The sequence below is a fragment of the Pseudoalteromonas arctica genome, from assembly GCF_012927645.1.
GTDB classification, from domain to species: Bacteria; Pseudomonadota; Gammaproteobacteria; order Enterobacterales; family Alteromonadaceae; genus Pseudoalteromonas; species Pseudoalteromonas arctica_A.
In genome coordinates this window covers 298,835-319,711 of sequence record NZ_JABBMT010000001.1, presented here as the reverse complement: position 1 = coordinate 319,711, position 20,877 = coordinate 298,835, and the positions used below count along the sequence as shown (strand labels likewise).

The following is a 20,877-nucleotide window of genomic DNA, read 5'->3' as shown; positions in this document are numbered from 1 at the left end:
TTGCTTGAACTTGAATACTAATTGCAAAATTTTAGCGCATCGGTGCAAAAAGTAAACTCTTTATTTACGCCATTTTCATTAGATTTAATGATTTTTGATGGTGGTAGTATCAAATTGCCTTGAACACCATCACACCCTAAAAATTCAAGTATTTCTAAAGTCTCAGATTTTTCAATTAAGCAGGCTAAAACTTTAATGCCAAAACCGTGGCAAATATTGTTAACCGTTTGAATATAAAATTGGCTTTGTGGATTAGCTACTAAATCTTGGATATAACTACCGTCAATTTTAACATATTCAATATCAAGGCCTTGTAAATACCTAAATGACGTTAAGCTAGTACCGAAGTGTTCAATACAGACATGAATACCCAGCTCTTTAATCGCATCTATATGTAACGACGCAATATGTACATTATATAACAAACTTATTTCGTGCAACTCAAACAGCAAGTTCGTTTTTATAACAGGCTTGGTATGCGAGTAAAGGGTAAGCCACTGTATAAAATCAGCTGAATACAAGGATGCCTTACTAATGTTTAATGCAAATGTCTGATTTGGATATTGCTCTTTTATAGCGATAAAGCTACGTATAATTTTTTTATCGAGTTCTACGGTTAAATTTAACTTTTCGGCCATTGCAAATAAGTGGCCATTATTTACTTTTTTACTATTATGGATAAAGTGTGCAAATACCTCAAAGTAACATAGAGAGTCAGTTTTATTGGCTTGCTTAATTGGTTGCACTGAAAAGCTGACTTCACCGGCATCTATAATCGATTTAATTAGCGTACGCCATTGGTTAACGCTAAATAGCGATTCTTTATCATGATCGCCTATAGCTGTGTCTTCGCCTAGTGTGCAGCCTATATCAAGCTGCGACAGCACCTCACCAACACTTGCGCCTTGCACAATGGCAACTAGCGCTAAATTAGCGTAACCATTTATATGCAGGCTATTTTCTTTTTGGCTTAATTTGTCACTAAGCTGAAGGCGAGCTTTATTTAAAAATAAAATGTCATACGGGGCGAGTAACAAAAATGTTCCCCCGTTAAGCCTAAATACAGTGGAGTTTGGTAACTCGTCAGCAACGCGTTTAAGTAATTCTGTCGCATCGAGTACATGCTGATCACCATCTTGATAGCTCACAACCTGGTTTATATTATTTAATGAGGGTAGGGTAAGCATCAACGCGGTAATTGGTGAATCGTCTGAAATATTATTAACGACAGAGTTAAAGTGGTTTTCAAACGACTTGCGGTTAGCAAGCCCAGTTAACGGATCAATGTAAACTTCTTCGGTGAGTGCTTGAGTTTGTTTTGTTAGTGAGTCAAAGGTACTTTGTAAGTTTATAACCATATTGTTTATAGCTTGAGTAACAGCGCGCAGTTCACGAGCAGCTGGTATTTCTTTATTTAAAGTAAAACGTTTACGAGTAACTAACGTTGCTTGATTTTCTACCGCTTTTAACGGCTTAAAGACCGCGCGTAATATTAAAAACGCAATAGCCAAAGAGGTTGCTAATAATAAAAATGAGCTATATAAACTGCGTAATGTGTGTTGCCATAAAGTCAAATATGATTGTCCTGTATGACTGGTTACATCAAGTGTACCAGCCATCATCCAACCGTTGTTTATTTCTGAGTGCATAGTGGGCGGACTAAGCTCAACAGCGCCAATAAACCACGTAGGAACCGATTCAACGCGTTTAGGGTTTTGCAACTCAAAAACCAGATTGTTTTGTTCATCGGTAAATTTAATTTCATTGTAATAACCAGAGTCAAAAATAGCCGTTGCCATTGTCTCTGCAATCATTAGGCTATCGTTTTCTAAATAAGGTGATATAGAAAGCCCTAGACTGGTAGCAGTATCTTGCGCGTGGCTGGCCATTTGCGTTTGTAGATAATTTCGGGTTGTATTTACATCGGTGATAATACGTACACCAAATGAAAGCACCGAAATTAATATGATTAAGCCATATACTTGGGTTTTTAAACTCAATCCATATTTAAAAATTCGAGACATAACTACTAGTTCCTTTATTGTTACCGTTGGCGGGTGCAAGCTCACCTTGTTCAATTCGCTCAAGCATAGTATTCCAAGCAGAAACACCACGACTATTTTTAACCTTATTACCCAAGCCTTTGGATTTTGCCAACCATAAACCTTGACCGTTAAAACTATATATAGGAGTTAAATCACTGCGGTTACTTGCAGGTACTAACTTAGTATGAAAGTTATCTAACACAAGCGGTATCTGATTAGGTTGTTCAAAGTATATTAACACCATATGTGGCTGATCAATCGTACGCTGGCGCACATACATAAACCGAATTTTATCTTCTGGAATACCTAAGGCAATTAATGTAAAGTATTTTGCAATAACATAGTCCTCGCAATCACCCATACCTACGCCTAAGCTTTCTAGTGGCGTGGCCCAGTAATCTGTTTTTTGCCAAAGCTCGTCATCGGTTTTGTACTTTATATGCTTATTAAAAAAATCATTCACTAAATGAATTTTTTGCCACTCACTTTTATCTGCTGAGTCGTCAATAAAATTTAGCCATGTTTTTATTCGTTGATGGCCAGCATCACCATAAAATTGTTTGGCACGGCTTATTATATCGCTATTACGCAAATGCAAAAGCATGTCTTGTGCACAAGCAAAAAAAGACACTAATATAATGATGCAAAATCCTACGCGCACAAAGCCCATCCATAAAAAGTTAACGCGGTAATTATATTCCCATTAAAACTAAAATGATAGGCTGTAAAAAAAGCGAAATCCATAAATGCAACAATTTATTAACATTTAGCAATAATAAAGACTGTTTTTAGCTTGAGTGGTTGTATGTCTTGTGTATAATATACACCCATATATAGTGTGTGGTATTCAAAGTTTAGTGGTTAGCTGGCGAATTTAGAAGGCTACGGAATAACTGAAAAGTTGCAAATATTAAAAGTAGTCTTGCCTGTTGTGGCACTAGATGCAGACTGTTATCAGAGTAACACCAAAGGAAATGGTACCCTTAATAGACAAACCGTTTATTCATTATGTTGTAAACGAATCAGTACAGGCCAGTATAAAAGAAACTATATTGCTTACTGATACCTCAAAAAATGTTATAAAAAAACCATTTTGATACCAGTTTTGAGCTAGGAGCTGTGTAAAGCGTAGTTTGCTAGAAGAGATATAAAATTATAGCGTAATGTATAAATTGATGCACAATCGGTTAGTAAGAAATTAAGGGAAATCATGGCTGTTAAAGTATTAAGTATTTTTGGTACGCGACCTGAAGCAATAAAAATGGCACCGCTTGTTAAAGCACTCAACGCAGCAGAAGGTATTAACGCACGAGTATGTGTTACTGCACAGCATCGTGAAATGCTTGACCAAGTTTTAGAGCTATTTGAAATTATACCAGAGTACGATTTAAATATTATGAAGCCGGGTCAAAGCTTATACGATGTCACAACAAATATCTTGTTAGATCTAAAACCTATTCTTGAAGAGTTTAAACCAGACTTAGTGCTTGTTCATGGCGATACCAGCACTACTTTATCTGCTAGTTTAGCGGCGTTTTATCAGCAAATTCCTGTAGGACACGTAGAAGCAGGGTTACGGACCGGTAATTTAAGTTCACCATGGCCTGAAGAGGGTAACCGCAAGCTTACTGGTGCTATTACAAAGCTGCATTTTGCACCAACGCAAACATCGCAGCAAAACTTACTCAATGAAGCAGTAAGTGCTGACGATATCGTAATTACTGGTAACACCGTTATTGACGCATTATTACAAGTGGTTGATAAAGTAAAAACCGACACCGCTTTAATTTCAACTCTAAAAGCTAAATTCCCAGAACTCGATGAAACTAAAAAGCTTATTTTAGTTACAGGGCACCGCCGTGAGAGCTTTGGTGGCGGTTTTGAGCGAATTTGTGAGGCATTGGTAGAAATTGCAACTGCCCACCCAGATACACAAATTTTATACCCAATGCATTTAAATCCTAATGTACGCGAACCAGTAAATCGCATATTAAAAAATGTTGATAATGTGCATTTAATCGAGCCGCAAGACTACCTACCATTTGTGTACTTAATGAATCAAGCTCACATAATCGTAACCGACTCAGGTGGTGTACAAGAAGAAGCACCAAGCTTAGGCAAGCCTGTACTTGTTATGCGTGATACCACTGAGCGTCCAGAAGCGGTAAAAGCAGGCACAGTTAAATTAGTAGGTACAGACAAAGCCCGCATTGTGAGTGAAGTGAATAACTTACTAACGAACGCTCAAGAATATCAATCAATGAGTCGTGCACATAACCCTTATGGTGATGGTAAAGCGTGTGAGCGCATTGTAGCTAGAATTAAGCAACACTTTAAAGATTAAAATAAAGTTTAAAACTTTTTTAAGGATTTAATAATGACAATTAAAACAGTTTCAGTTGTTGGTTTAGGCTACATAGGTTTACCAACTGCAGCGGTTATCGCATCGCGCGGTATGCAAGTAATAGGTTTAGATATAAGCGAAAAAGCAGTTAATACCATTAATGCCGGTGAAATACATATAGTAGAACCCGATCTCGACATAATTGTACGCGGCGTAGTGTCTACCGGAAATTTAAGAGCGACTACAACGGCAGAAAAAGCCGACGCGTTTATAGTAGCCGTACCAACACCGTTTATTCACAGTGAAAGAGGTAACCACAGTGCAGACTTAAGCTATATTGAATCGGCTGCAAAAATGATTGCCCCAGTGCTTGAAAAAGGTAACTTGGTTATTTTAGAAAGTACGTCACCAGTAGGTGCAACAGAGCAATTAGCCGCGTGGTTAAGTGAGGCTCGCCCTGACTTAATGTTCCCGCAAGATAAAGGCGATGCCGCCGACATTAATATTGCTCATTGCCCAGAGCGTGTATTACCTGGTTATGTATTACAAGAGCTAGTGTCAAATGACCGCGTTATAGGTGGTATGAGCAAAGCATGTAGCGAAAAAGCGGTTAAATTATACGAAACTTTCGTGCGCGGCGAGTGTATTATTACCAATGCGCGTACCGCTGAAATGGCAAAATTAACCGAAAACTCATTTCGCGATGTAAACATTGCCTTTGCCAATGAATTGTCGGTAATTTGTGACAAATTAAAAATTAATGTGTGGGAGCTTATTAAGCTTGCTAACCGTCATCCCCGCGTAAATATTTTAAACCCAGGCCCAGGTGTAGGCGGCCACTGTATTGCGGTAGACCCTTGGTTTATTGTTGCAAGTTGCCCAGACGAAGCAAAAATAATTAAACAAGCACGCTTAACTAATGACGCAAAACCATTCTACGTAATTGAAAAAGTAGCAAAAGCCGCTGATGAATTTAAACGTCCAGTAATTGCATGCTTAGGCCTTGCGTTTAAAGCGGATATTGACGATCTTCGTGAGAGCCCAGCATTAAATATTGTTGAAGAGTTAGCAGCAAAAAATATTGGTGAAATACTTGCGGTAGAGCCAAATATTTCAGAGCTACCAGCTAACCTAGCAGATAAAAATGTTAGCTTAGTATCACTTGAAAGCGCACTAGAGCAAGCAAATGTAGTCGTAGTATTGGTCGATCATAAGCAATTTAAAGCTGCAGATAAAACCGAGTTTGCATCAAAAGTTGTTATCGATACTCGTGGTATTCTTTAAAGCTTGAAATATGAATAAAGAGTTTTGAATGTGTATTAATAAGAATATCAATAATGCCTAAAAAACATATCGCTTTAATTATGCCCCTTTCTACCTATGACTGGGGCAGTAACAATTGTGGTGGCGTAGATAGTGTGTGCCAAATGTTTGCAGAATATTTGGCTGACCATGATGATGCTAACTTTAGGTTTACCATTATCGGGCTAGATCCACAAAGTAAAATCCCTTTTACAGGGCGAGTTATTCCTTTATCGGATAATGTTGATTTTATTTGGCTGCCTACATCGAGTAAGCAAACTAAATTTAAAATCCCCGGCATTATTTGGCAAAATTGGCATGTGCGTAAATTATTAAAAATCTTAAACCCTGATTTAGTACATACCCATTTTTGGAGTGCACTAATCGGCAGTGGTTTTAGAGGGAAGTCGGTTGTTACTGTTCATAGTTATAAAAAAATCGGGCGACATAACTTTGGATTTTTTAATAACTTTTTATATGAAAAAATAATTCCCAAGTTTACCCGGCATCTAGGAGATAAAAAGTTTGTTGTTGGTGATATTTTAAAACAAGCACTTGCTAAAAGTAATATTAAATCAAACATAATTTATAACCCGATAGATGACAGCTTTTTTAATAGCGTTAAAAAAAATCAACTAATTGAGCACCCTCCCCATGAAATCAAGTTTATAACGTGTGCCTTGATTAACCCTAAAAAGAATATTGAGCAATCTATAGACATCATACATATGCTTAATCAAAACGGTATTGTATGCCGTTTAGATATAGTAGGAGGGAAGTCGAATAAAGAATATGCACAACAACTAGAGCGTAAAATTGAAACGTTACAACTAGAAAAGTCAGTTTCCTTTTTAGGCAGAAAAAACAAATACGAATTAATTGAGCTTTATAACAATGCTAATTGTGGCATTTTCACTTCAAAAGAAGAAACCTTTGGCTTGGTCCCGCTTGAAATTTTAGCCACGGGGCTTCCTTTAGTCTGTACAGAAGTCGGTATACTTGCTGAGAAAAAAGAGTTTTTTCAATCAATAGGCATTCTTTATTTAACAGAGTCAACAACCACTGATGAAATTACCACATGTATAAATAAGTTCGATAGAGAATTATCTGTGAAAAAGTTAAAAGAGTTATTTAATACTTCACAGATAATTAAACAATATAAGGCCATTTATAATGAGCTTGTTTTAAGATTGAGCGATAACAATAATGTTTAATGCACTACTTAAATATGCTCCAGTGCAAATTTTTTCTGCAATTAGTGTTTTTGCATTAATTAGTATTCATACCAAGTTATTAACTACAGCAGAATACGGAATGTTGGCATTAATGCTATTAACGGTTGAAGTTGTAAGAGCGGTAGCTGCGCAGTGGATTAACTCTAGCATGCTGCGTTTACTTCCTAGTAAAAAAGCAGACGAACATGATAATTTTGCAGCGATTGCCAGCTCAATTATTTTTTGCTGCACATTGCCAGCTTTAGCATTAGTTAGCTTGGGGTTATATTTAACAGGTTTATTAACCTTATCTACGTTTTTAACTACATTTTTAGTTTTTTTAACTAAAGCCCTCTATCAATTCTATCTTGAATTAGCCCGTATAATGGAGCGTTTAAACCAATATAGAATTGCCGTACTTACTCAATCCATTTTGGCTATAGGAATTACAGGCAGCTTGCTAGTTTATTCTCCTAATATCCTTTCTGCGTTATCAGCCCTTGCTTTAAGCTACATAGCTGCAGGTTTAGTTGTATTTAAACCGTTTAAAATTAGTATTAATAAACTTAAAACTGCAGATGCTCAGGCTATTTTTTCCTATGGCTTACCACTTATGGCCAGTGGTTTAGTTGCAGTAATATCAAGCCGTTTAGATCGTTATTTTATTGCAGATAAATTAGATTTAGCACAAACAGGTATTTACGCCGCTATATCAAACATTTTATTAGGGATTGGCGCACTTATTTTTATGGTTGTAGCCTTGCCAAGTTATCCTGAATTGACAAAAAAAATAAACGATAAAGCTGCTTTGTACAAAGCCCATGGTGAATATTTAACTTTATTGTGTTTAATTGCAATGCCTGCTTTAGTTGGATTTTGCATTTTAGCCGAGCCGATAACGCACTTATTGCTTAGTGAAGAATATTTATCACAAGGTTCTACTGTTATTTATATTCTATGCGCAGGGGTGTTTGTTTTAAATTTGAAGGCGCATTATATAGATCACGGTTTACAGTTCTCTTTAAACACTAAATATCTGCCAAAAATAAGTGTTTTTTCATTAATATTAAACCTTTTATTATTAGTCACTTTGGTTCCTCCTTTTGGTTTGATAGGTGCGGCGAGTGCTTTTTTAATTGCTAATATTATCGCCTTAGTTATGAGCCTATGGTTATCGTTAAAAAAAGGATATAAATACGCGGTGCCGTTACAGATATATAAAATTTTCATTTCAACTTTGAGTATGGCTATATTCCTGCCTGAGTTACGTGTTTATAACTTTGTGACAATAGATATACCCATAGTTAATATTATTATTGATGTACTTATTGGCGTGAGCATCTTTTCATGCGTGCTTGCCTTACTGAATTATAAAAAATGTAAAGCATGGGTAATAAATGAAAAGTGAAAATATATATAAAGTAATGGTGTTTACGTTTTTGTTTGCTTTTATTTTTGGCGGATATTTACTAGAAAACTTAGGTGTTAAATACGTATCCGAAGGGGGGAGCCCTTTAGTAAAAATTCACATCTCCACTTATATTTTAATGTTAACAGTTGCCATTTTTACGCTTAGAAGAGGTATTGATGTACCTTTAACCAGCCTAAGAGAGCTTAGAGCATCATGGCTAATAAGTTTATTGTGTATTGTATTTGTTATATTTTACGGCTTAATTAGATTTGGTACGTCGGGGATGGCTTACTTGGTCGATACAATGGTAGCCCCGCTTTTAGCTCTATATTTATTGAGTCAGTTGAGTATCACTCATAAAAATAAACTATTAACGTTGCTTGCATACTTATTATTCATAAATTCAATTATAGCCATTTTAGAGTTTATATCTGTTAGTACATTAATGTCCGTAGAATTTTCAAAGTTTACTCACTTTAGATCAACAGCACTGTTAACTCATCCTCTTAATAATGCATTAATTACGGCAGCGCTGGCGCCGATATTAATGAGTTATACACGAATCCCCTATTTAATTTACTTTACTATGGTTACGTTAGCGCTGTTCGCTTTTGGTGGACGAGCTGCAACAGGCATATTCATACTCGGTGTATTTATTTTAGTCGCACCTAAGGTACCTGAATTTATAGCAGCAGGGGTTCGCGTGTCAAAAGTGCGCTTTGCGGTAATACAAGCGTTGGCTTTTTTTGCGTCCATTTTCACAGTATTAGTAATAACTTTGACTCCCCTCGGTACACGCATACTAAGTAAACTGCATATTGATGGCAGTGCTCAAGCCCGATTTGATGTTTTTTTAATTCTTGAACAATTAAGCCCAAGTGAATGGTTTTTTGGAGCCTCACACTCTTTATTGAACAATATCGCTTTTTATATTCAAATAGATGTAATTGAGAATTATATAATAGGCTGGATTGTTAGTTTTGGTATCATATGTACAGCTTTATTGTTTTTAAGTTGCTATAAATTACCACTTAAAATTGCATTGGGTAGAAATAGAAATTCATCCAGAGTCGCTCTGGTTGTTTTTATTTTAGTATCATTAACAAATAATGCTTTGACGACTAAAACTCCAGCCTTACTCTTTTTAATTAGCGCAATGTACTTAGTTGAATCTAGAAGGAATGCAAGATGATTTCAGTAAGTTTTAGGTTAAGTGCTCATTTAAGTTGGTCCTGTGAATAAGTGTGTTTTCCAATATTTGTCTTTTAAAGGATTACTATAATGTTTACAAGTAAAATTTATAAAAAAAGCCCAGTTTTAATTCAAAATATTTTTTTGAGTACGCGTTCATTAGTAAGAAAAAAGCTAAGAGAAAACAATAAATGTGAACAGTATACTCAAGAATTAATTGCTCATGAGTATGACTCTGAGCTTTTAAGTAAATATCATGATAAAGCATTGAATAAAACTATTAAACAAGCACGTAATACTGTTGAATATTATAAAAGTTATGACCTTGATTTAAAAACGTTCCCTTTTATTGATAAATTGGAAGTGAATAGCAATAAGAATAAATTTTTATCACCCAAAAAAGGTGCGGTAATTAAAGGTGCAACGAGTGGTACAACTGGCGCGCCTTTAGTTATTCCACAAAATTTCCAATCGGTCATAGCTGAGCACGCTTTTATTAATAGAGATTTAGCATGGGCTGGATTTAAAGAGGGTGATAAGCGAGCCTGGATCAGGGGTGATATGATTGTACCGCTCGAACAAAAACAGGCGCCATTTTGGCGTTATTCCTATTTTGAAAATATGATTATGCTTTCATCTTTTCATATGGCACCTACAAACTTACAGTCATATATAAATGCAATGGTTAATTTTGGTGTACAAGTTATTCAAGCTTACCCCTCTTCTATAGCGACGTTAGCTAAGTATTTAGAAATTAATAATGAATATTACCCAGGTGAAATAAAGTCAGTTGTTACTTCATCTGAATCACTAAAAAAGGAAGATAAACACCTAATTGAGACACGTTTTAAATGTACTGTTTTTGATTGGTATGGTTTATTTGAACGTGTAGCTGCAATTGCAAGTTGTGAGCATGGGCGATATCACATATTAACAGACTACGCTCATGTAGAATTATTGCCCGCTGGAAAAACAGAAGATGGTCGTGATAGAGCTGAGATTGTTGGGACTAATTTTAATAATTCCCTTTATCCATTAATACGTTATAAAACAGGCGATCACGTTATATTGTCAGACGAAAAAAATTGCCCCTGTGGTCGAGTATTTCCAATTGTTGATTCTATAGAAGGAAGAACAGGAGATTACCTAGTTGCTGAAGATGGACAGAAAGTGCATATACTAAATCATATCCCTAAAGGAGTTGAAGGTTTATTGGGGACCCAGTTTGTACAGAAAAAAGATCTAAGTATTGTTATTTTGGTTGTCGTTGATGAGTCGTTATTTAATAAAGACCAAAAATATAAATTAATTTTGAACACAAAAGAAAGGTTAGGTGAGTCTATTAAGGTGAATATAAAAAAAGTTGATGCAATTTCAAGGACTAAAAACGGCAAAATAAAGCAGGCTATAAGAGAGTTTTAATGTGAAGAAATCAATAAATCTAACAATTGCTACAGATAAAAACGGACAAGGCGGCATTGCAACAGTATTAAATGTTTACGAGAGTGAAGGTTTTTTTTATAACACAAATACTGATATTTTAGTAAGTCATTCAACCAATACTGGTTTTGGTATACTAGGCCAGCTGTTCAATTATTTACTTTGTATTATTAAGTTAGTTACTAAATTAATGATTTATGACGTTGGCTTAGTACACATACATATGGCTTCTAGGGGGAGCTATACGAGAAAATCGAAATTGATAAAGCTGATTAAGTATTTTAAGACAAAAGTGGTTTTACATTTACATGGATCTGAATTTAGAGAGTTTTATAAAAATGAATGCAATGAACTTAAACAAGCGCAAGTAAGGGCAACCTTTAACTCTGTAGATAAGGTTATTGTTTTATCTACTCAATGGCTGAGTTGGCTTAACACGATACTCGACGATCCTAAAAAAGGAGTTGTGGTTTATAATGCCGTTCCTAAATTAGAAATAGAAAAAGAAAAAACTAATAACTTTAATTTTATATTTTTGGGACGATTAGGTGAACGTAAAGGTGTATCTGATTTAATAAATGCTTTTAAAGGTGTTGTTAAAGCACACCCAAAAGCTAGATTGTTGCTTGGTGGTGATGGCGATATTAAAAAATATCAGGCAATGGTTAATGAGTTAGGACTCGATGAATGCGTTGAATTACTTGGCTGGGTTGCTGGGGACAAAAAGATTAATATTTTAAAGTTGGCTGATGCATATGTGTTACCAAGCTATAACGAAGGTTTTCCGATGGGAGTGCTAGAAGCTATGTCATGTAATATACCTGTTATCGCAACTACAGCTGGCGGTATCCCAGATGCTATAACACATAATGTAGATGGTTTGCTTATTAAGCCAGGTGATGTTGAGGCGCTAAAATCTGCAATGGAAAAGTTAATTGAAAAGCCTTTAGAAGCTAAACAAATGGAACTCTCTGCGAAAGAAAAATTTTTAAATAATTTCAGTCCTACAGTTATTATTCCTCAAATACAGAATATTTATAAAGAGCTGGGAGCAATTAAGTAATGTTAGATAGTAACTATTGCAAAAAGCTATTATTAAATAAGGCAAAAAATGCGAGTTACTCAGGCCAAGACCCATTTGATGGACTGAACAGTAAACTGTTTGAATTATTTCCTCGATTCAAGCGGGGTGTTGTCGGGCTTGTTTGGATACAACTTCACAAACGTTTAGCAATTAACTTGCGGCCAATATGTGCAGTGCCAAAAAAGCGCAATCCTAAGGGCATTGGTTTATTTATATTAGGTTTATTAGAAGACTATAAAACAACCAATGAGAAAATGTATTTAGATGAAGCAATAAAGCTAGCTGATTGGTTACTGACTCAGCAAAGTGATAAATCTATTTGGCAACATAGTTGCTGGGGTTATCACTTTGACTGGAATGCACGCGCTTTTTTTGTGCCCAAAGGCAAGCCGAACGTAATTACCACTATCTATGTAGCACAGGCTTTATATGCGTTAAGTGAAATCACCAATGATAAAAAATACTCAGAGCCTGCAATTGATAGCGCTCATTTTATTGTTAAAACATTATACAAAGAATGTGATGGCAGACAGTTTTTTGGCTATATACCAGGGGAAACTGCCTTTGTACATAATGCTAGCCTTTGGGGCGCTGCATGGGTTGCAAAGGTTGCCGTGTTGACTAACAACCAGCATTACAAACTGCTTGCTTTAAATGCTGCAAGGCAGTCGGTAAGTGAGCAGGGGGCTGATGGCTCTTGGGTATATGGTGCTCGCCACCATCATCAGTTTATTGATGGCTTTCATACCGGTTATAACCTAGAGGCATTGCGCTTACTGAGTGATGAATTGCAAATTGATGAGTTTGAATCGGCAATTGCAAAAGGACTTACTTATTATAAAACGCATTTGTTTGAGCAAGATGGCACTGCAAAATATTACAATAATAATCGCTACCCACTCGATATGCACAGTGTATCGCAAGCTGTTTTTACATTATTAAAAGTAGGTAAAACGCCAGGTGACTTTGCGATGGCCGAAAAAGTAATAAACCGCGCTATTCAAACCCTATATATGCCTAAAAAGCAGCGCTTTATTTATCAAAAAAATAAGTACTTTACCAATAAGGTTGACTATGTGCGTTGGACACAAGCATGGGTATATTATTCGTTTGCTTATTTTAATCGACAAAAAATGAATAGCCCCAAAAGTGCAGTTATTGAACAACTTTAAAAACGGACTCAACAATGAAACGCATTGAATTTTTAAAAGCACCAATGGATATTGCCACTATGCAAGAGACGGTGTCTTTTATTGAAAATAGAATTGAGCAAAAGCACTTTTTACAGCATGTTGTGGTTAATGTAGCCAAAATAGTTAATATGCAAAAAGATCCTGCTTTAGCTGAGTCGGTTAAAGCGTGTGAGGTAATTAATATCGATGGTATGGGTGTAGTGTTCGGTGCACGTTTTTTAGGACACGATGTGCCGGAGCGTGTAGCAGGAGTTGACCTTTTTCATGAATTGTTAGCCATGAGTGCCAAGCGAGACTTTCCTGTTTTTTTATTGGGTGCCACCGAAGAAGTTGTAAGCAAGACTGTAGATAAAGTTAAAGCACAAAATCCTAATTTAAATATAGCTGGTTATCATGATGGTTATTTCTTTGGAAATAAAGAGGGGCAGGATGAAGAAGCCGTGGTCACTAAAATACGCGAATCGGGCGCTAAGTTACTATTTGTAGCTATTACCTCGCCTAAAAAAGAAAATTTTATTAATAAATGGCAAGACAAGCTTGGTGTTGACTTTGTAATGGGGGTTGGCGGTACGTTCGATGTTGTAGCAGGTAAAGTAAAGCGTGCACCGCAGTGGATGCAAAAAGCAGGTTTAGAGTGGCTATATAGGGTAATTCAAGAACCAGGCAGAATGTGGAAGCGTTACTTAGTTACAAACACTAAGTTTGCATACCTTTTAATACGAGATAAGTTTTTTTAATTATGACGCGTATAAACTATATTGATAACATGAAGGCAATAGGAATTGCACTAGTTGTACTTGGTCATGCTGCTTGGTTAAATGAGGATATATATACCTTGATATACTCATTTCATATGCCTTTATTCTTCTTTTTGTCTGGCTTTTTAGCATCCACTGCAGATACCACTAAACAAGCATTAATTAAATTAAGCCAAAGGTTAGTACTGCCTTTTATTTTCTTTTTTCTCGTTTCCTATTTATTTTGGTTACCATTACATTTTTTTGGTGATGGTCAAGCAAGTAATATGAAGTGGTTTGATCCTTTGAGTCGTTTAATTACATCTCAGGCCGATAGCTTTCATATCAATGGGGTTCTTTGGTTCTTTCCTTGTTTAATCGTTATTTCATTAGCACAAGCTATATTTTTTTCTTCATTAAAGACGATACACAGTACTATGCTCTCTTCAGTTATGCTTGTAATAATGCTGCTAAATAGAGATTTAATTTCGGACCGATTATTTTGGTCAATAGACTCTGCAGTTATTGGGCTTTTTTTCTACCAGTTAGGGGCTTTAATCAAAAAGGTGGATTTTTTCAGTAATCCCTTATTAAATAATAAGACTAAAACTTATTTGTTATTGTTTTTTTCTGTTCTAATATTTTGTTATTTAGCGTTATTGAATGGAAATGTTGATATGAGAGAGCTGCAGTTTGGTGTTTTTCCTCTACTATATCCAGTAATTGCTTGTTTGGGGATCTTCATAGTATTTTTGATTAGTAAAAGTATAAAGTCTAGAGCAATATTTCAACTATTAGCAGTTTCATCAATAGTTATATTTCCGCTTCATTTAATTATTTTTAGATTTTTACATAAAATAGAACTGAAAATCGTATCTAGTGGTTCGCTTTTATTTGACTTACTCCCCTATTTTAATACTGTCATTGCAATTTATTTTTTGTTTTTAGTTTTTGAACTCTTAAAAAAGAAGACGCCAAGAGTTATTGGCTTATGAATATTAATAAGATAAAAACTTGAGATCAAAAATAACTTTTATCCATAGGGCTACTGTGCGCGACTGCTCATAATGGGCATAATTCAAATGTATAGACAAAAGCACCCATCACCACAATTGGTAATATCCTGTTAACATTATCTGGTCACTTGTTCTTTTTATTCGTATTTTTTATGTTCCATATTCACATAACCTATTGATTTTAAATTTCGAATCTTTATCTGCGTTATCATTCTGGTACTTTTGTAGTGTTTTTTGTTTCATTTGGTTTTATTTGTATATATAATACGCTTTATCGATTTGATGGGCTGTTGTCTTCATTAAACAAATGACAGTAGTTTAGTGCCATTAATATACTTTTCGTTCTTGAGGGAAAAAATGACTAACTCATTATTAAAATATAAGAAGTTAAGTGCGCTGATTGCACTGACTTTAGCTAGCTCAACAACATTAGCGGCAGACTTAGGTGTTGCTAATAATTTTTCTGCATTTGTTTTTGAAGATTTCAAATCAAATTTTGGGGCAGCAAAAGGTGCAATAGCTGCAGGTAAAATTGATATAAAAGGTTATAAAGTCGGTTTTTTACGCCCTTCTAACCGAGATGAGTTCTATTTAATTAGTGAATCAAGCATCGAATTTAAATATGGTCGTCAATATGTGGGTAGCATGATCGCTGGTGGTGGTACTGATATTCATTGGGGGGTTCGTTGGGGCATGGAACGGGGTTCTAAAATCCTGTCTAATCAAGATGAATCGACCATGCCATTTAACTTTGATGAGCAAGAACAAAGCTATAAAGATTTAAGCGCTGAGTTAAACCAGCTTGATGCGACCGGTACAGCTAAACATTGGTGGGGGGGGCTATACCTAGAAGGCGATCACACCTCATCAACACAGGTATTTAATGTAGATGCGCGCCAATTTGCCAAAGCACGTACTTTTAAAGTATGGGGTATACCGAGTGGTGCAACTGTGATTTTTAATATTACCGGTAATGACGAAGTCGTTGTTAGAAGCAAAAGCTTTGCATACTTACGCCATCATTCAAGTAAAACGGTATTTAACTTTGCAAATGCTGAAAAGTTAAATATTTCAGGTAACCATTGGAAAGGTGTAATTTTAGCGCCATATGCCGACATTACAGGTTTATATGGTACGGCTAAAATGCCTGTTATTGGTCAAAGTTTCTATGGTTCAATGGCGTTGTTAGGTGGTGAGTTTAAAGGCGATTTACCATCAAGCGCTCAACCAATAGCGCCATTTACAATGCAACAAAAGTGGAGCTGGGATTCAAGTGATTTTATGCCAGAGTACAATCAAGTTATCTCAACTCCCGTTGTTGCTCAACTGAATGACGATAATGGTGACGGGGTGATCGATAATAACGATGTTTCTGATGTGATTATTACTTCTTTTCGTGGTAATGGTTTTGCTAAACCTGGTTTAGTGAGAGCATTAAGTGGTATCGATGGGTCAGAGTTATGGAATTATGAAAACGGTGGGGTCTTTAGTGACTCACGTAATTCAATTGCAGCTGCTGATTTAGATGGCGATGGTATTGTCGAAATTGTTTTAAACGACTATACATCACCAGTAGTTCAAGTTGTTAACAACTTAGGACAAGTCAAGAAGGAGCTCGCAAAATCGGGTAAACCTTTAGGCGCTGTTACATTAAGTGATATTAATAACGATGGAATAGTAGAAATAGTAACAGGTAATAATGTATTAAGTTACGAAACCGGTTTGCTTTACACTACTAATTGGTCTGCCGCTTCAACAACTTTTGATGCTGATAATAACGGCACTCAAGAAGTACTCGCGGGTGGTGGCTTGTACGATTCTTATGGTGCACAATTATGGCAATATGGTGAGCCAGGAGCTATGTGGTTTAGCTCAATTATTAACTTAGATGATGATGTTTCTCCTGAAATTGTTATTAGTAATCCAACTAACAAACAAGAAGACAGTGTGTTTACTGTACTTGAGCACAATGGTAATGTTAAGTGGCAAGTAACCAACCCTGCTAATTTAGGCGGTGGTGTACAGGCTATATCTACATTCCTAGGAACTGATGATTTAGGTATTGTTTACGCAGGCTACACCGCTGTTGATATGTATAACAAATATGGCGATTTAGTTTGGTCTGTAGCTAATGATGATGAATGGAGCGGTAAAATAGGTGTTAGTGGCTATGACTTTAACGGCGATGGTATTGATGAAGTTATTGTACAAGATCACTACAAAGTTAGAGTGTTAAATGGCCTTAATGGTGAGGTATTATCGACTGTTGCTAACTCATCAGGAACGCTTTGGGAATACCCAATTGTGGTTGACCTAGAAGGTGATGATAATGCAGAGCTGATCACTGTATCTAACAATTACGATAGCCGTTACAGTATTAACAATGGTGTAACAGTGTATGGTGCTGCTGATAACAGCAAGCCTTGGAAAAATGCAACTCGTATTTGGAACCAACACTCTTACCACCAAACCAATATTAACCAAGATGGAACAGTGCCAACGGTAGAGTTACCAAGCTGGTTAAATAATAACACCTATCGCTCTAGTACGCTTAAATAAAAAGTACTTTTAGCAAATATAAAGCCAATTGAGTTTTAATTGGCTTTATATTATTAGTGGTTGTTTAAAATGATTGACAATTAATTATTGACCGCTAATTTGTGGTGCTTTTGTCTAGATCAATAATTGAACAAAACAGCTGATGCTTTATGCGCTCTTTGAATTTTTCGGGTTCTACCCATATTGGATCAGCTAAAAGGAATTAAGCAAAATGACATCTCCAAGGACTTTTAAACTCTCAGGTTCCTCTGATGCCAATTTTTACCGATTATTTGATATATTTGCGTTGTTTTTAGCTTTTCAGTGTGCAGCCTTACTTTACAGTTTTAAACTTACCTCTATTTATGCTGCCTCTGGATTGACCGTAGCACTTAGTTATTTGTACAGTGCTGAGCTATTTTCAACCTATCGTTCTTGGCGTGCAGGTAAATTTAGAACAATGCTACTCTGTGCATGGGGTAGCGTACTGATTGCCTTTGCGTTTTTACTGGTTGTTTCTTTTTTATTTAAGTTTAGCGACTCGCTTTCTCGCGTGGGAATAGCTATTTGGTTGTTACTTAGTGTTGCGTATTTATACATTTGGCGCTTGGGTGTGTATTTGTATAAACGTAATCGTCGTAAACTGGGTCTATCGCAACGTAATGTAGCCATCATCGGCGCTACTGAATCTGCCTCATATTTACATGCTGAAATTGTTAAACACGATGAGCTAGGGTTTAACTTTAAAGGCTTTTACGACGATAGAAATCCAGAACGTCTGTTCCAACAACTAGAGCAGCAAGGTGTAGAGGGGCGGATACAAAGCGCGGTAGACGCAGCACGCAATGGTGAAATAGATATACTCTATATTGCGCTCCCTATGAAAGCACAAAAGCGTATCGCGGACATATTATTACAGTTAGGTGATACCACAGTAGACGTACACATAGTGCCTGATTTTTTACTGTCGAACTTAATACATGCTCGTATTGAACATGTGGGTGATGTAGATACGTTAAGTGTGTTTGAAGCGCCTTGTATTGGCGTGCACGAATTTATAAAACGTACAGAAGATATAGTAGTTTCAACTATTGTAGTTGCTTTAATGACTCCCGTATTACTAGCGATTGCAGTTGCAATAAAGCTGACGTCTAAAGGTCCTATCATATTCAAGCAAGACCGTTATGGCTTAGATGGTCGAAAAATAAAAGTGTGGAAGTTTCGCTCGATGACAGTTACCGAAAACAGCTATGTGGTGACTCAAGCAACAAAAAACGATGCCCGAATTACTCCTTTAGGTGGTTTTTTACGCCGTACTAGCCTTGATGAACTGCCGCAATTTATAAATGTTTTAAAAGGTGATATGTCAATTGTTGGCCCAAGACCCCATGCGGTTGCCCACAACGAAGAATACAGAAAAAAAGTAGAATTTTACATGTTTAGACATAAAACCAAACCGGGTATTACGGGGTGGGCACAAATTAACGGTTGGCGCGGCGAAACCGATACACTTGATAAAATGGCTAAGCGAGTTGAATACGACTTACATTACATTAAACATTGGTCTTTATGGTTTGATGTGAAAATAATCTTTATGACAATTTTTAAGGGATTTAAAAGTAAAAATGCATACTAATACAATCATCACTTTACTTGTAGCGTTAGGGTTATCCGCACCAGCATTGGCAGTGGAATTACAGTCAGGCAGTGTAATGACCAAAGATGGCGCTGAGGTAACACCTACACTACAGCTAGGCGTTAGTAGCAACGATAACTTTTTTATGACTCCGTCTGCAACTCAGTCGCGTTTAATATGGAATATAGCCCCGAGTTTAGAAGCACTTATTGAAGACGGCCCTGATAGTTATAAGTTTGATGTTGCATCAAGCACATCGTTTCATAATAAAGATACTACCGATAATTTTACCCAAGTTAATATGGGTGCTAGTATCCACAAAGAATTTACTAGCCAACACCGTTTAGATGTAAGCGGCGACGCGGATTGGTTGTATGAACCACGTGGTGCTGGTTTAACTGAAGGTCAAGGCAGTGTTATTAATGAATTAGTTCATTACCAACAACAAAACTTAACAGCGCGTTATGAATACGGCGCACACAGCTCTAAAGCACAGGTTGCTGTAACTGCGGGCTATTATAACAAAAACTATCAAAACTTTACGGGCATATCACAATACCGCGATTACGACAAACCGATGTTAGGTATTATTGGTTATTATAATACCCAAGCTGGTACTCGTGCTTTCTTAGAAGTAAAGCAAGAAAACTACCGCTACGATGTAATTGACTCGAACGGTATTTCTCGTGATTCAGACGACGTCAAAGTATTATTAGGTATGGAGTGGGAAGCAACAGCCATTACCACTGGCTCATTTAAAGTGGGTTACCAAAATAAAGATTTTGAGTCGAACGTACGCGATAACTTTAGTGGTTTAAGCTGGGAAGCCGCAGCAGTTTGGAAGCCACTTACTTATTCATCGTTACAGCTAGTTACTAGTCGTGCCGCTAAAGACCCACTATTACAAGGTGATTACATTCGCGAAAGTGTCTACGGTGCAACGTGGCAGCATGATTGGAGCGAATACTTAAGCTCAGTAATAAGTGCTAATTATGTAGACCAACAGTATTCAGGTGATTTTAATCGAAAAGACAAAGTTAAAAATGCGCGTTTAGGCTTAAACTACTTGGCTAATAACTTTGGCATGATAACTGGTTATGTTGATTTTATAGACCGTAATTCAACCCAAGATAATATTGAATTTGATCGTGTAATTGTAGGCCTTAATTTTACATTTGCATTAAAGAGAAATGATGAAAGTTAAAATTTTAATTGGCTTAATATTATTACTAAGCTTTGGGAGTTTTGCGAACAATTCGAAAGACTACATTTTAGGCGCAGGTGACAAAATAGAAATTAAAGTTTTTGGCCAACCTGATTTAGATGTAATCTCACTGCTAGGTAATAGCGGTGATATTAACTACCCATTTTTAGGGAAGGTTAGACTTGTTGGCTTAAATATAGCGCAAGTAGAACAAATAATAAGTGAAGGACTCCAGCCAGATTACCTAGTGGATCCGAATGTGTACGCACAAGTAATTGAATACCGACCATTTTATATTCATGGCGAGGTAAAAAAACCAGGTGGTTATCCTTACCAGCCAGCTATGACGGTAAATCAAGCTATTGCATTGGCCGGTGGATTAACTGAGCGTGCCTCGGTTGATAAAATATACATTTTTAAAGAGCAAACCAAACAGCAGCAACAAAAAGGTAGTTTAAACAGCCAAATTGCAGCGGGTGACACCATAAAAATAGAACAGCGTTTGTTTTAAGCAGTTTAAGG

At 36.4% G+C, this 20,877-nt stretch carries 16 protein-coding genes; 14 read left to right on the top strand and 2 right to left on the bottom strand.

Features of this window, described 5'->3' with window-relative positions; genetic code table 11:
- Positions 1-17: 17 nt before the first annotated feature.
- Both HHO47_RS01455 and HHO47_RS01450 read right to left on the bottom strand, forming a co-directional pair.
- Entirely contained in the window at positions 18-2,024 is a 2,007-nt protein-coding gene (locus tag HHO47_RS01455) for a bifunctional diguanylate cyclase/phosphodiesterase (protein WP_169018177.1), read from the bottom strand.
- The gene (locus HHO47_RS01450; RefSeq protein WP_169018175.1) at positions 2,008-2,706 is read right to left on the bottom strand and encodes a transglutaminase-like cysteine peptidase; all 699 of its coding nucleotides are present in this window, start codon (positions 2,704-2,706) and stop codon (positions 2,008-2,010) included. Before HHO47_RS01450 ends, HHO47_RS01455 begins: the two co-directional genes overlap by 17 nt.
- A 549-nt stretch (positions 2,707-3,255) precedes the next feature.
- On the opposite strand from HHO47_RS01450, the gene wecB reads away from it, so the two are divergent.
- The 14 genes from wecB (at position 3,256) to HHO47_RS01380 (ending at position 20,866) form a co-directional block, all read left to right on the top strand.
- Positions 3,256-4,389, top strand: a complete 1,134-nt coding sequence (gene wecB, locus HHO47_RS01445; RefSeq protein ID WP_169018173.1) for a non-hydrolyzing UDP-N-acetylglucosamine 2-epimerase — start codon at positions 3,256-3,258, stop codon at positions 4,387-4,389.
- Between the two features lie 33 nt (positions 4,390-4,422).
- A complete protein-coding gene (gene wecC, locus HHO47_RS01440; protein WP_169018171.1) occupies positions 4,423-5,673 on the top strand; it encodes a UDP-N-acetyl-D-mannosamine dehydrogenase in 1,251 nt (416 codons plus the stop codon).
- A gap of 53 nt (positions 5,674-5,726) precedes the next feature.
- Positions 5,727-6,905 (top strand): VpsD family glycosyltransferase, encoded by a 1,179-nt coding sequence (locus HHO47_RS01435; protein WP_169018169.1) that lies wholly within the window; start codon positions 5,727-5,729, stop codon positions 6,903-6,905.
- A complete protein-coding gene (locus HHO47_RS01430; RefSeq protein ID WP_169018167.1) occupies positions 6,898-8,313 on the top strand; it encodes a lipopolysaccharide biosynthesis protein in 1,416 nt (471 codons plus the stop codon). Before HHO47_RS01435 ends, HHO47_RS01430 begins: the two co-directional genes overlap by 8 nt.
- Positions 8,303-9,508, top strand: a complete 1,206-nt coding sequence (locus HHO47_RS01425; RefSeq protein WP_169018165.1) for a VpsF family polysaccharide biosynthesis protein — start codon at positions 8,303-8,305, stop codon at positions 9,506-9,508. The genes HHO47_RS01430 and HHO47_RS01425 overlap by 11 nt, the downstream gene beginning before the upstream one ends.
- Before the next feature lie 89 nt (positions 9,509-9,597).
- Positions 9,598-10,929 (top strand): phenylacetate--CoA ligase family protein, encoded by a 1,332-nt coding sequence (locus tag HHO47_RS01420; protein WP_169018163.1) that lies wholly within the window; start codon positions 9,598-9,600, stop codon positions 10,927-10,929.
- A 1-nt stretch (position 10,930) separates the two neighbouring features.
- Positions 10,931-12,010: a glycosyltransferase gene (locus HHO47_RS01415; protein ID WP_169018161.1), complete on the top strand. Its 1,080-nt coding sequence runs from the start codon at positions 10,931-10,933 to the stop codon at positions 12,008-12,010.
- Entirely contained in the window at positions 12,010-13,203 is a 1,194-nt protein-coding gene (locus tag HHO47_RS01410; RefSeq protein ID WP_169018159.1) for an aspartate-semialdehyde dehydrogenase, read from the top strand. The genes HHO47_RS01415 and HHO47_RS01410 overlap by 1 nt, the downstream gene beginning before the upstream one ends.
- 14 nt (positions 13,204-13,217) lie before the next feature.
- Complete coding sequence (locus HHO47_RS01405; protein ID WP_169018157.1) at positions 13,218-13,961, top strand: WecB/TagA/CpsF family glycosyltransferase; 744 nt, start codon at positions 13,218-13,220, stop codon at positions 13,959-13,961.
- Positions 13,962-13,963: 2 nt separating this feature from the next.
- Positions 13,964-14,956 carry an acyltransferase family protein gene (locus HHO47_RS01400; RefSeq protein WP_282435188.1) on the top strand — a complete coding sequence of 331 codons (993 nt, stop codon included), beginning with the start codon at positions 13,964-13,966 and terminating at the stop codon, positions 14,954-14,956.
- A 378-nt stretch (positions 14,957-15,334) separates the two neighbouring features.
- Positions 15,335-17,536 (top strand): choice-of-anchor A family protein, encoded by a 2,202-nt coding sequence (locus HHO47_RS01395; RefSeq protein WP_169018153.1) that lies wholly within the window; start codon positions 15,335-15,337, stop codon positions 17,534-17,536.
- 211 nt (positions 17,537-17,747) lie between these two features.
- The gene (locus HHO47_RS01390; protein WP_169018151.1) at positions 17,748-19,151 is read left to right on the top strand and encodes an undecaprenyl-phosphate glucose phosphotransferase; all 1,404 of its coding nucleotides are present in this window, start codon (positions 17,748-17,750) and stop codon (positions 19,149-19,151) included.
- Positions 19,141-20,355 carry an outer membrane beta-barrel protein gene (locus HHO47_RS01385; RefSeq protein ID WP_169018150.1) on the top strand — a complete coding sequence of 405 codons (1,215 nt, stop codon included), beginning with the start codon at positions 19,141-19,143 and terminating at the stop codon, positions 20,353-20,355. The genes HHO47_RS01390 and HHO47_RS01385 overlap by 11 nt, the downstream gene beginning before the upstream one ends.
- The gene (locus HHO47_RS01380; protein WP_169018265.1) at positions 20,345-20,866 is read left to right on the top strand and encodes a polysaccharide biosynthesis/export family protein; all 522 of its coding nucleotides are present in this window, start codon (positions 20,345-20,347) and stop codon (positions 20,864-20,866) included. Before HHO47_RS01385 ends, HHO47_RS01380 begins: the two co-directional genes overlap by 11 nt.
- Positions 20,867-20,877: the final 11 nt, after the last annotated feature.